This window comes from Mycobacterium sp. WUMAC-067, assembly GCF_020217485.1.
GTDB lineage: Bacteria > Actinomycetota > Actinomycetes > Mycobacteriales > Mycobacteriaceae > Mycobacterium.
In genome coordinates this window covers 84,765-96,770 of record NZ_JAEKMI010000021.1, presented here as the reverse complement: position 1 = coordinate 96,770, position 12,006 = coordinate 84,765, and the positions used below count along the sequence as shown (strand labels likewise).

Genomic DNA, 12,006 nt, shown 5'->3' with positions numbered 1-12,006 from the left:
GCCTCGCGAAACTCGTCGCTAACTGCACTCTCGCGGCAAGACAGATTCACTCGAAGATGTCGCGGCGCAGCGTCCCCGTGGGCAACGCCGGATCCACGAACCACTCGTGGCTGAACAGCGCGCCGAACACCTGCGGCGGCAACCGCATCAGGAGCCCGAACAGGCGCGCCGCCAGTCCCGAACTGCCGATCTGGGAGCGGTGGGCGGCAAAAGCGTCCCGCTTTTGGCGCGCGAACCGAAAGACGTTGACCCGGTGCGTGATCGTCGCGCGTGGGGCATACGCTCCCCGGACGATGTCGCGTTCGTAGGGCCCGGGAAGCCGCAGCAGGTGTGCGAGATCGCTGACGCGAAGCAGCATTTCGCGCGGCATCGTCACCTCGAGGACCCGGGGAATCGCGGCGAGCTCGGCGGCTCGCTTGCCGACGCGATGCACCTGCACATGATCGCGGTGGCCGTAGCCGCCGTTGGGCTGGTAGCTCAGCAGCAGATCGGCGTCCTCGTCGCGAAGGATGGTGGCCAGCCGCCCCGCGGCCTCGTCGAGATCCGCCCGTCCGAATCGGGTGCGCCCGGGCGGATCCGGGTAGAACAGCGGGCCGTAGCCGCTGTCGGCGTAGCCGAGACACTCCACCCGCTGCGCCCCGAGAATGCTTGCGCTCGACCGCAGTTCACCCAGCCGGTTGTCGTCCTCGTTGTGCACCCGCCCGTCGGTCGCCGTGACCACGACGACGCGATGTCCGGCCGCGGACGCGCGCGCAAGGGTGCCGCCGGTGAGCACCACCTCATCGTCGGGGTGCGCGTGGAACGCGACGACGGTGGCCATGCCAAACAGTATGCCCGCGCGTCACGACGTGGCCGCCCGGTAGAAATGAGCCATGGCCGAACTATGGGTGGAGCGCACCGGGACTCGCCGCTACACGGGATACAGCTCGCGGGGAGCGCAGGTACTCGTCGGCTCCGAGGACGTCGACGGCGTGTTCACGCCCGGCGAGCTGCTCAAGATCGCGCTCGCGGCCTGTAGCGGGATGTCCAGCGACCTGCCGCTGGCCCGTCGGCTGGGCGACGACTACAAGGCGGTCATCAGGGTTTCCGGCGCCGCCGACCGCGAGCAGGAGCGCTATCCGCTGCTCGAGGAGACGCTGGAGCTGGACCTGTCGGCCTTGTCCGAAGACGAGAAGGAGCGCCTGCTGGTCGTGGTCAACCGGGCCATCGACCAGGTGTGCACCGTCGGGCGCACCCTGAAGTCCGGCACCACCGTCGACGTCGAGGTCACCGATGTCGGATCCTGACGCCCGGCTGACCGCCTGGGTGCACGGGAACGTCCAGGGGGTCGGTTTCCGCTGGTGGACGCGCTGCCGGGCGCTGGAGCTGGGACTGACCGGGTACGCGGCCAACCAGGCCGACGGCCGCGTGCTGGTGGTCGCCCAGGGGCCGCGGGAGGCCGGCGAAAAGCTGCTGGAGCTGCTGCGCGGCGGCGCGACGTGGCCCGCCCAGCCCGGACGCGTCGACAACGTGGTCGCCGATTGGTCGGAGCCCCAGGAGCGCTTCGAGGGATTCGTCGAGCGGTGACGCGGGCGCGCGCCGTCGCGGGGCGTGGCAGCGTTCTCTCGTGGCTGATGTGACCACTGTGACCAGTGCGTCGCCCGGCGACACCGCCGGCATATTTCGGGCCGGCCGACACCCCTCGGTGAGCCTGCCCGGGGTGCTTTGAGCGGTAGTCTGGCTCGCCGTGTACCTCAAGAGTCTGACGCTGAAGGGCTTCAAGTCCTTTGCCTCGCCGACGACTCTGCGTTTCGAGCCGGGCATCACCGCGGTGGTCGGGCCCAACGGCTCGGGCAAATCCAACGTCGTCGACGCCCTGGCCTGGGTCATGGGGGAGCAGGGGGCCAAGACCCTGCGCGGCGGCAAGATGGAGGACGTCATCTTCGCCGGGACCTCGTCGCGCGCCCCGCTGGGCCGCGCCGAAGTCACCGTCACCATCGACAACTCCGACAACGCGCTGCCCATCGAGTACTCCGAGGTCTCGATCACCCGGCGGATGTTCCGCGACGGCGCCAGCGAATACGAAATCAACGGCAGCAGTTGCCGTTTGATGGATGTCCAGGAACTGCTGAGCGACTCCGGGATCGGCCGGGAGATGCACGTCATCGTCGGGCAGGGCAAGCTCGACGAGATTCTGCAATCGCGGCCCGAGGACCGTCGCGCGTTCATCGAAGAAGCCGCCGGCGTGCTCAAGCACCGCAAGCGCAAGGAAAAGGCCCTGCGCAAACTCGACGCGATGTCGGCGAACCTGGCCCGGCTCACCGACCTGACCACCGAGCTGCGCCGTCAGCTCAAACCGTTGGGCCGCCAGGCCGAGGTGGCCCGTCGCGCCCAGACGATCCAGGCCGACCTGCGCGACGCGCGGCTGCGGCTGGCCGCCGACGACCTGGTCAACCGCAAGGGCGAGCGCGAGGCCATCTTCGAGGCCGAGGCCGCCATGCGGCGCGAGCACGACGAGGCCTCCGCGCGACTGGCCGTGGCGTCCGAGGAGCTCACCGCGCACGAAACCGCGGTCGGGGAGCTCTCCAGCCGCGCCGAATCGGTGCAGCACATCTGGTTCGCGCTGTCCGCGCTGGCCGAGCGGGTGGCCGCGACCGTGCGGATCGCCAGCGAGCGGGCCCAGCACCTCGACGTGGAGCCGGTGGCGACCAGCGACACCGACCCCGACGCATTGGAAGCCGAGGCCGAGCAGGTCGCGGTCGCCGAGCAGCGGCTGCTGGCGGAATTGACCGCGGCGCGCGCCCGGCTCGATGGCGCCCGCGCCGAGTTGGCCGAGCGCGAGCGTGAGGCCGCCGAGGCCGACCGCGCCCACATGGCGGCGGTGCGCGCCGAGGCGGATCGGCGTGAAGGTCTGGCGCGCCTGGCCGGTCAGGTGGAGACGATGCGGGCGCGCGTCGAGTCGATCGACGACAGCGTCGCGCGGCTGTCCGAACGCATCGAAGCCGCCGCCGCCCGCGCCCAGCAGGCCAAGGCCGAATTCGAAACCGTGCAGGGGCGCGTCGGGGAACTCGATCAGGGCGAGATGGGCCTCGACGAGCACCACGAACGCACCGTGGCCGCGCTGCGGTTGGCCGACGCGCGGGTGGCCGAACTGCAGTCCGCCGAGCGGGACGCCGAACGCCAGGTCGCGTCGCTGCGGGCCCGCATCGACGCGCTCGCCGTCGGCCTCGAACGCAAGGACGGCGCCGCCTGGCTCACCCAAAACCATTCCGGCACAGGACTTTTGGGTCCGATGGCCAAGCTGGTGAAGGTTCGCTCCGGCTACGAGGCGGCGCTGGCCGCGGTGCTGGGATCGGCGGCCGACGCGCTGGCCGCCGAAAGCTTCGGCGCGGCCCGGTCCGCGGTCGCCGCGCTCAAACAGGCCGACGGCGGCCGGGCCGCGCTGGTGCTCGGGGACTGGCCCGCCGATCACCCCGCGCCGCAGGCCGCCCCGGCGGGGGCGCTGTGGGCGCTCGACTTGATCGACACTCCCGCGCGGCTGCGCGGGGCGATCACGGCGATGCTCTCGGGCGTGGCGGTGGTCGACGACCTGGACCGGGCGCTGGCCCTGGTGGCGGAGCATCCCCGGTTGCGCGCGGTCACCCTCGACGGCGACCTGGTGGGTGCCGGCTGGGTGAGCGGCGGCTCCGACCGCAAGCTGTCCACGCTCGAGGTGACGTCCGAGATCGACAAGGCCAGCGACGAACTGACCGCCGCGGAGGCCCGGGTTGCCCAGCTGAGCGCGGCGCTGTCCGGCGCGCTGACCGAGCAGGCCGCCCGTCAGGACTCCGCCGAGCAGGCGCTGGCCGCCCTCAACGAATCCGACAGCGCCATCTCGGGGATGTACGAACAGCTGGGCCGGCTCGGCCAGGAAGCCCGCATGTCCGAGGACGAGTGGAGCCGGTTGCTGCGGCAACGCGAGGAGCTCGAGGCGGGCCGGACCCAGACCGTCGCCGAAGTCACCGAACTGGAAACCCGGCTGCGCAACGCCCAGGAGACCCAGCACGCACCGGCGGAAGAACCCGTGAACCGGCAGCAGATCGCCGCCGCCACCGACAACGCGCGCAGCGTCGAAGTGGAGGCCCGGCTCGCGGTGCGCACCGCCGAAGAACGCGCGAACGCGGTGCGCGGGCGGGCGGATTCGCTGCGCCGCGCGGCCGCCGCCGAGCGCGAAGCCCGGGTGCGGGCCCAGCAAGCACGTGAGGCGCGGCTGCGCGCCGCCGCGGTGGCGGCCGCGGTGGCCGACTCCGGCCGGCTGCTGGCGCAGCGGCTGAACGGGGTCGTCGACTCGGCGTCCAAGATCCGCGATGCCCTGGCGGCCGAACGCCAGCAGCGCGCGACCGCGATGGCGGCGGTGCGCGACGAGGTGAACGCGCTGGGCGCCCGGGTGGCCGCCCTGACCGACTCGCTGCACCGCGACGAGGTGGCCAACGCCCAGGCGGCGATGCGGATCGAGCAGCTCGAGCAGATGGTGCTCGAGCAGTTCGGCATGGCGCCCGCCGATTTGATCGCCGAGTACGGCCCGCAAAACGAGCTGCCGCCGAGCGACCTGGAGATGGCCGAATACGAGCAGGCCAAGGAGCGCGGCGAGCAGGTGTTCGCGCCGGCCCCCATTCCCTACGACCGCGCCACCCAGGAGCGGCGGGCCAAGCGGGCCGAGCGCGAACTGGCCGAACTGGGCAGGGTCAACCCGCTGGCGCTGGAGGAGTTCGCCGCGCTCGAGGAGCGCTACAACTTCCTGTCCACCCAGCTCGAGGACGTCAAGGCCGCCCGCAAGGACCTGCTCGGTGTGGTCGACGAGGTCGACGCCCGCATCCTGCAGGTGTTCAGCGAGGCCTACACCGACGTGGAGCGCGAATTCACCGAGGTCTTCACCGTGCTGTTCCCCGGCGGCGAGGGCCGGCTGCGGCTGACCGATCCGGGCGACATGCTCACCACCGGCATCGAGGTGGAGGCCCGCCCGCCGGGCAAGAAGGTCACCCGGCTCTCCCTGCTGTCCGGCGGCGAGAAGGCGCTGACGGCGGTGGCGATGCTGGTGGCGATCTTCCGGGCCCGCCCGTCGCCGTTCTACATCATGGACGAGGTCGAGGCCGCCCTCGACGACACCAACCTGCGCCGCCTGATCTCGCTCTTCGAGCTGCTGCGGGCGCGCTCGCAGCTCATCATCATCACCCACCAGAAGCCGACGATGGAGGTCGCCGACGCGCTCTACGGCGTGACCATGCAGGGCGACGGCATCACCGCGGTGATCTCCCAGCGGATGCGCGGCCAGCAGGTGGAGCAGCTGGTCGCGACCTGATCAGCGGGTCGGCCGCCCCGGTGACCGACCGGCACCGGCCCGCTTGAAACAATGTCAGCGTGTCCCAAGGTCTTTGGATCGCGCTCGCGGTCCTGATAGTTCTCGTCGTCCTGGTCGCGCTGGTCCTCGGCCTGCTGCGGTACCGCCGGCGCCGGATCAGCTTCTCGACCCGGACCGAACCCGGGGCGATCGACCGCTCCGGCGGATACACCGCGTCCTCGGGCATCACCTTCAGCCAGACACCGACCGTGGCGCCGGGCGAGCGCCTCGACACCACCGGGCTGCCCGGGGTGGGCGACGACGCCACCATCCCGCGCGACGCGCCGCGGCGCACCATCTCCGACGTCGACCTCCCCGAACCCGAGACCGTCACACCGCCGGCGCCGGCGCCGGAGCCCGAGCCCGAACCCGAACCCGAACCCCCCGCGGCCCCGGCGGCCCCTGAAGCCCCGGCCGCCCCCGCGATCGAGGAGATCGCGCCGCCCGAGGGCCGCCTGGAGCGGCTGCGCGGCCGGCTGGCCCGCTCGCAGAGCGCCTTCGGCCGCAGCATGCTGGGCCTGATCGGCGGCGGCGACCTGGACGAGGACGCCTGGCAGGACGTCGAGGACACCCTGCTCGTCGCCGACCTGGGCCCCGTCGTCGCCGAATCGGTCATCACCCAGTTGCGCGCCCGGCTGGCCGGCAGCGACGTGCGCACCGAGGCCGACGCGAAGGCCGTGCTGCGCGACGTGCTGATCACCGAGCTGCAGCCCGGCATGGACCGCTCGATTCGGGCGCTGCCGCACGCCGACCATCCGTCGGTACTGCTGGTCGTCGGCGTGAACGGCACCGGGAAAACCACCACCGTCGGCAAGCTGGCCCGTGTCCTGGTCGCCGACGGGCGGCGCGTCGTCCTGGGCGCCGCCGACACCTTCCGGGCCGCGGCCGCCGATCAGCTGCAAACCTGGGCGTCGCGGGTGGGCGCGGAGGTGGTGCGCGGGGCCGAGGGCGCCGACCCGGCGTCGGTGGCGTTCGACGCCGTCGACAAGGGCATCGCCGCCGGCGTCGACGTGGTGCTCATCGACACCGCGGGCCGGCTGCACACGAAGGTCGGGCTGATGGACGAGCTCGACAAGGTCAAGCGGGTGGTGACCCGGCGCGCCGCGGTCGACGAGGTGCTGTTGGTGCTCGACGCCACCATCGGGCAGAACGGCCTGGCCCAGGCCCGGGTGTTCGCCGAGGTCGTCGAGATCACCGGCGCCGTCCTGACCAAGCTGGACGGAACGGCCAAGGGCGGCATCGTCTTTAGGGTCCAGCAGGAGCTCGGGGTGCCGGTCAAGCTGGTCGGGCTCGGCGAGGGCCCCGACGACCTCGCGCCGTTCGAACCGGCCGCCTTCGTCGACGCGCTGCTCGGCTGACACCGCCGCGGCGGCGCGCGGGACGTTAATCCCGCCGAAACACGACGGCACCATCGCCGAAACAACCATTGCGCAATCTTCTGGATCAGGTCACCAGACGCGTGTCTGACGTCCCATTGCGGCCCGACCGGAGGAGATTGCGAGTGACATACCCGATGCTGGGCCAGCCCAACACCGGCGATACCGCCTGGATGCTGGCCAGTTCCGCGCTGGTGCTGTTGATGACGCCGGGCCTGGCGTTCTTCTACGGCGGTATGGTGCGCGCCAGAAGCGTGCTGAACATGCTCATGATGAGCATCAGCGCGATGGGCGTGGTCACCGTGTTGTGGGTGCTCTACGGCTATTCGGTCGCCTTCGGCGACGACGTCGGCAACTTCATGGGCAAGCCGACGTCCTACTGGGGCCTGAAGGGCCTCATCGGTGTCAACGCGGTGGCCGCCGACCCGAGCAAAGGCACTGCGGCAACGGACATTCCGCTCGCCGGCACCCTGCCCGCCACGGTGTTCGTGGCGTTCCAGCTGATGTTCGCGATCATCACGGTCGCGCTGATCTCCGGCGCGGTGTCCGACCGCCTGAAGTTCGGCGCCTGGCTGGTGTTCGCCGGGCTGTGGGCGACGTTCGTCTACTTCCCGGTCGCCCATTGGGTTTTCGCGTTCGACGGCTTCGCCTCCGAGCACGGCGGCTGGATCGCCAACAAGCTGCACGCGATCGACTTCGCCGGCGGCACCGCGGTCCACATCAATTCCGGTGTGGCGGGCCTGATGCTGGCCATCGTGCTCGGCAAGCGGCGCGGCTGGCCCACCACGCTGTTCCGCCCGCACAACCTGCCGTTCGTGATGCTCGGCGCCGGATTGCTGTGGTTCGGGTGGTACGGGTTCAACGCCGGATCGGCCACCAGCTCCAACGGCGTCGCCGGGACGACCTTCATCACCACCACGGTCGCGACGGCCACCGCGATGCTCGGCTGGATGCTCACCGAACGCATCCGCGACGGCAAGGCGACGACGCTGGGGGCGGCGTCGGGCATCGTCGCGGGCCTGGTCGCCATCACGCCGTCCTGCTCGTCGGTCAACGTCCTGGGCGCGCTGGTCGTGGGCCTGGTCGCCGGGGTGGTGTGCGCGCTGGCCGTCGGCCTGAAATTCAAGTTCGGCTTCGATGACTCGCTCGACGTGGTCGGGGTGCACCTGGTCGGTGGCCTGGCCGGCACGCTGCTGGTGGGCCTGCTCGCCGCCCCGGAGAGCCCGGCGATCAACGGCGTGGTCGGGGTGTCGAAGGGATTGTTCTACGGCGGCGGCTGGGCCCAGCTCGAGCGGCAGGCGATCGGCGCGTTCAGCGTCCTCATCTACTCTGGGGTGATTACGCTGATCCTGGCTTTGATCCTGAAGTACACCATCGGGCTTCGCCTCAACCCAGAAGCGGAAGCCACGGGTATCGACGAGGCCGAGCACGCCGAGAGTGGTTACGATTTCGCGGTGGCTACCGGCTCGGTGCTCCCGCCCCGGGTCGCTGTCGCGGACACCCGCAACGGCGTGAAGGAGGACCGAGTGGGCGACAAAGTGGAGGCAGAGCAGTCATGAAGCTGATCACCGCGATCGTAAAGCCGTTCACGCTCGATGACGTGAAGACCAGCCTCGAGGACGCGGGCGTCCTGGGGATGACGGTCAGCGAAATCCAGGGCTACGGACGGCAGAAGGGTCACACCGAGGTCTACCGCGGTGCCGAATACTCCGTCGACTTCGTGCCCAAGGTGCGGATCGAGGTCGTCGTCGACGACTCCATCGTCGACAAGGTCGTGGACAGCATCGTGCGGGCGGCGCGCACCGGCAAGATCGGTGACGGCAAAGTGTGGGTCAGTCCCGTGGAAACCATTGTGCGCGTGCGCACCGGCGAGCGTGGAACCGATGCGCTATGACACTTTTCGTCAATTGCTGATTCGACCCGGGCGGGCCGCGCGGGCATGACCCCGAACTGCTCCGATCCGCCCGGGCACCTAGCGGTGACAGGAAGTGCCGGCGGGGCAGACGATTTGGCTGCCGCGCGGCGCCAACTGCTGTCCGAGGGCGGCGCGCTGCACGCCGCCGAACTGCGGCACGCCTGGCTGGATCTGCACGAATCGTGGCTGATGGCCAAGGCGGCCGAGATCGAGATCGACGACGAGAGCGGCTTCGCGATCGTCGGCATCGGCGGGCTGGGCCGCCACGAGCTGTTGCCGTATTCGGATCTGGATCTGATGTTGTTGCACGACAACAAGTCCGACGACGTGCTGGTGAAGATCGCCGACCAGCTGTGGTATCCGCTGTGGGACGCCAACGTTCGGCTCGACCACAGCGTGCGGACCGTCTCCGGGGCCCTGGGTGTGGCCAATGGCGACATGATCGCGGCCTTGGGCATGCTGGATGCGCGCCACATCGCGGGCGACGCGCGGCTGTCCGACGAATTGATCGCCGGCGCAAGGCGCCAGTGGCGCAGCGCGATTCGCTCCCGGATGAACGAGCTCGTCGAGATGACCAACGCCCGCTGGCAGCGTTGCGGCCGGATCGCGCAGCGGGCCGAACCGGACCTGAAGTCGGGCCGCGGCGGCCTTCGCGATGTGCAGTTGCTGGACGCGCTCGGCGTGGCCCAGCTCATCGACCGCCACGGCATGGCCCGCCCGGAATCGCCGGGCGGCTCGCTGGACGATGCCCACCTGACGCTGCTCGACGTGCGCACCGAGCTGCACCGGGTGTCGGGGCGCGGTCGCGATCAGCTGCTGGCCCAATACGGCGACGAACTCAGCGCCGCGTTACACATCGGCGACCGATTCGACTTGGCCCGCAAGCTGTCCGACGCCGGTCGCACCATCGCCTACCACGCCGAGACCGGTCTGCGCACCGCCGAGAACGCGCTGCCGCGCCGCGGCGTCTCGGCGTTGGTGCGCCGGCCCAAACGCCGCCCGCTCGACGAGGGTGTCGTCGAATACGCCGGAGAGATCGTGCTCGCCCGCGACGCGCGGCCCGACACCGACGTGGGCCTGGTGCTGCGGGTAGCCGCCGCGTCGGCCGACACCGGGCTGCCGATCGGCGCCGCCACGCTGAGCCGCCTCGCCTCCGGCGCGCCCGAGATGCCGGTGCCCTGGCCGCAGGAAGCGTTGGACGACTTACTGGTTGTGCTGTCCGCCGGCCCGACGACGGTGGCCACCGTCGAGGCGCTCGACCGCACCGGCCTGTGGGGCCGGCTGCTGCCCGAGTGGGACGCGATCCGCGACCTGCCGCCGCGCGACGTCGCCCACAAATGGACGGTGGACCGCCACGTCATCGAGACGGCCGTCAACGCCGCGCCGCTGGCGACCCGCGTGGCGCGGCCCGACCTGCTCGCGCTCGGCGCGCTACTGCACGACATCGGCAAGGGCCGCGGCGTCGACCACAGCGTGCTCGGCGCGGGGCTGGCCCTGGATATCGGGCCCCGGCTGGGGCTTTCGCCCGCCGACGCCGAGACGCTCGCGCAGCTGGTCCGCCACCACCTGCTGCTGCCGGTGGTGGCGACCCGCAGTGACCTGAACGACCCCAAAACCATTGAGCGCGTGTCGAAATCGCTGAGCGGCGATCCGCTGCTGCTCGAAGTGCTGCACGCGCTGACCGAAGCCGACTCCAAGGCCACCGGGCCGGGGGTGTGGAGCGAATGGAAGGCGTCCCTGGTCGAGGAGCTCGTTCGGCGCTGCCGGCTGGTGATGGCGGGGGAGCCACTTCCCGAGGCCGAACCGACTGCGCCCCAATACCTTTCGCTTGCCGCCGAACGCGCGGTCCACGTGGAGATCAAGCCCAGCGGCGGCGAGCGGCTGGACGTGGTGATGGCCGCCCCGGATCAGCGGGGGCTGGTCTCCAAGGCCGCCGCGGTGCTGGCGCTGAACTCGCTGCGCATCCATTCGGCATCGGCCAGCACCGACGCGGGCTTCGCGGTCGTCGAGTTCGTGGTGTCGCCGCTGTTCGGCGCGCCGCCGGAGGCGGGCCTGCTGCGCCAGCAGTTCACCGGCGCGCTCGCCGGTGATGTCGACGTGCTGGGCACACTGGAGAAGCGCGACAGCGACGCCGCCGGCGCGGCGGCCACGCGGGCCGGTGAGGTCCAGGTCGGGGTGCCCGTGACGCGCTCGACCGCCCCGCCCCGCATCCTGTGGGTCGATACGGCCACCGCCGGCCAGTTGATCGTCGAGGTGCGCGCCATGGACCGCCTTGGGCTGCTCGCCCTGCTGACCCGGGCGCTGGAGCGGGCGGGAACCGACATCGTCTGGGCGAAGGTCAACACGTTCGGGTCGACGGCGGCCGACGTCTTCTGCGTGACGGCCGCCTCGGGCGGGCAAGCCGCGCGAGACGCGGTCGAGCAGAGCCTGCTCGCCGCGCTCGGCAGCCCGGCGGTCGAGGTGCTCGAGGAACCCGTCGGCGATTAGTCCCGATTACGACGGCGCCCCCAAACGACGGCCCGGTGATCAGCGCAACTTCTGGGCGAACTCGATGATGTTGCCGTCCGGGTCGGCGATGTGCAGCGTCCTTTCCCGCCATGGCCGGTCCACCGGTCCGGTGAGGATCTCGACACCGAGGGCCCTCAACCGTTCGGCCTCCTTGTCCACGTCGTCGGTCAGGAACCCGATCTCGCCGCACGGCGGGGCGCCGCCCTCGCGGCCGATGAGCGACGGAAGCTTCGACCGTTCGAACAGCGAGAACTTGGTGTTCGCCATCTCGAACTCGACGTAGCCGTCGCCTTCGATGCGCACCTCGAGCCCGATCACGTCGCGGTAGAACGCCACCGAGCTGCTGAGCGATTCGACATACTGGATGACGTAGTCCACGCGACGCATGAAATACACCCACGCGCCGGCTCAGCGGTCGCCGTCGGCCCCGGCCGTATCGAGGCGAACGACCCGCATTTTGCCGTGCGCGAGGCAGGCGGCATAGCCGTGGTACTTGCTATACAGCTCCCACGCGGTGACGTTGTCGTTCGACGGCACGTCGATCCGGTGACCGTCGGAGAACTCGAGATGGAGATCTCCGGCGTCGTTCCAGACGGCACCGGTGCAGGTTGACCCGGAGAAATCGAAGAGCGGACGCAGTTGGTTCGCCGGGTCGTTCGGGTCGATCGCGATCACTTCGGCGGGCGAGGTTTCGATGGCCGGCAGGGTCAGACGCATCGGTGCCGTAATCACAAGTTCGTTGTAGTCCTCGAAATTCAGTACCAGACCGTCGCGGAACATGATCCGCTGCACCGCACAGCCTTCGAGCCACTGCTCGATCACTTTCTGTTCGGTCATAGATTCCACTCTGG

At 70.5% G+C, this 12,006-nt stretch carries 10 protein-coding genes; 7 read left to right on the top strand and 3 right to left on the bottom strand.

What is annotated here, in order from left to right; genetic code table 11:
* Window positions 1-46 precede the first annotated feature (46 nt).
* Window positions 47-820, bottom strand: coding sequence for a PIG-L deacetylase family protein (locus JF781_RS16475; protein ID WP_225330622.1), 774 nt, complete (start codon window positions 818-820; stop codon window positions 47-49).
* A 52-nt stretch (window positions 821-872) separates the two neighbouring features.
* On the opposite strand from JF781_RS16475, the gene JF781_RS16470 reads away from it, so the two are divergent.
* From JF781_RS16470 to JF781_RS16440, 7 genes are all read left to right on the top strand, one after another.
* Window positions 873-1,286, top strand: a complete 414-nt coding sequence (locus tag JF781_RS16470) for an OsmC family protein (protein ID WP_225330623.1) — start codon at window positions 873-875, stop codon at window positions 1,284-1,286.
* Window positions 1,273-1,566 (top strand): acylphosphatase, encoded by a 294-nt coding sequence (locus tag JF781_RS16465; RefSeq protein WP_225330624.1) that lies wholly within the window; start codon window positions 1,273-1,275, stop codon window positions 1,564-1,566. Before JF781_RS16470 ends, JF781_RS16465 begins: the two co-directional genes overlap by 14 nt.
* 160 nt (window positions 1,567-1,726) lie before the next feature.
* Entirely contained in the window at window positions 1,727-5,317 is a 3,591-nt protein-coding gene (gene smc / locus JF781_RS16460) for a chromosome segregation protein SMC (RefSeq protein WP_225341283.1), read from the top strand.
* 59 nt (window positions 5,318-5,376) lie between these two features.
* Complete coding sequence (gene ftsY, locus JF781_RS16455) at window positions 5,377-6,714, top strand: signal recognition particle-docking protein FtsY (protein ID WP_225328595.1); 1,338 nt, start codon at window positions 5,377-5,379, stop codon at window positions 6,712-6,714.
* A 155-nt stretch (window positions 6,715-6,869) separates the two neighbouring features.
* Entirely contained in the window at window positions 6,870-8,291 is a 1,422-nt protein-coding gene (locus tag JF781_RS16450; protein WP_225328601.1) for an ammonium transporter, read from the top strand.
* Window positions 8,288-8,626 (top strand): nitrogen regulatory protein P-II, encoded by a 339-nt coding sequence (glnB, locus tag JF781_RS16445; protein ID WP_003878721.1) that lies wholly within the window; start codon window positions 8,288-8,290, stop codon window positions 8,624-8,626. Before JF781_RS16450 ends, glnB begins: the two co-directional genes overlap by 4 nt.
* Before the next feature lie 45 nt (window positions 8,627-8,671).
* On the top strand, window positions 8,672-11,134 hold the full coding sequence (locus JF781_RS16440) for a [protein-PII] uridylyltransferase (RefSeq protein WP_225328594.1): 2,463 nt from the start codon (window positions 8,672-8,674) through the stop codon (window positions 11,132-11,134).
* Between the two features lie 39 nt (window positions 11,135-11,173).
* Here the strand turns inward: JF781_RS16440 and JF781_RS16435 are convergent, their stop codons facing one another.
* Window positions 11,174-11,542 carry a VOC family protein gene (locus tag JF781_RS16435; RefSeq protein ID WP_225328593.1) on the bottom strand — a complete coding sequence of 123 codons (369 nt, stop codon included), beginning with the start codon at window positions 11,540-11,542 and terminating at the stop codon, window positions 11,174-11,176.
* A gap of 21 nt (window positions 11,543-11,563) precedes the next feature.
* The gene (locus tag JF781_RS16430; protein WP_225328592.1) at window positions 11,564-11,992 is read right to left on the bottom strand and encodes a DUF6188 family protein; all 429 of its coding nucleotides are present in this window, start codon (window positions 11,990-11,992) and stop codon (window positions 11,564-11,566) included.
* Window positions 11,993-12,006 lie beyond the last annotated feature (14 nt).

Bases quoted from the DNA above. Each gene is read 5' to 3' on its own strand.
- JF781_RS16475 (WP_225330622.1), bottom strand. From the start codon at position 820: ATGGCCACCGTCGTCGCGTTCCACGCGCACCCCGACGATGAGGTGGTG.
- JF781_RS16470 (WP_225330623.1), top strand. From the start codon at position 873: ATGGCCGAACTATGGGTGGAGCGCACCGGGACTCGCCGCTACACGGGA.
- JF781_RS16465 (WP_225330624.1), top strand. From the start codon at position 1,273: ATGTCGGATCCTGACGCCCGGCTGACCGCCTGGGTGCACGGGAACGTC.
- JF781_RS16450 (WP_225328601.1), top strand. From the start codon at position 6,870: ATGCTGGGCCAGCCCAACACCGGCGATACCGCCTGGATGCTGGCCAGT.
- glnB (WP_003878721.1), top strand. From the start codon at position 8,288: ATGAAGCTGATCACCGCGATCGTAAAGCCGTTCACGCTCGATGACGTG.
- JF781_RS16440 (WP_225328594.1), top strand. From the start codon at position 8,672: ATGACCCCGAACTGCTCCGATCCGCCCGGGCACCTAGCGGTGACAGGA.
- JF781_RS16435 (WP_225328593.1), bottom strand. From the start codon at position 11,542: ATGCGTCGCGTGGACTACGTCATCCAGTATGTCGAATCGCTCAGCAGC.
- JF781_RS16430 (WP_225328592.1), bottom strand. From the start codon at position 11,992: ATGACCGAACAGAAAGTGATCGAGCAGTGGCTCGAAGGCTGTGCGGTG.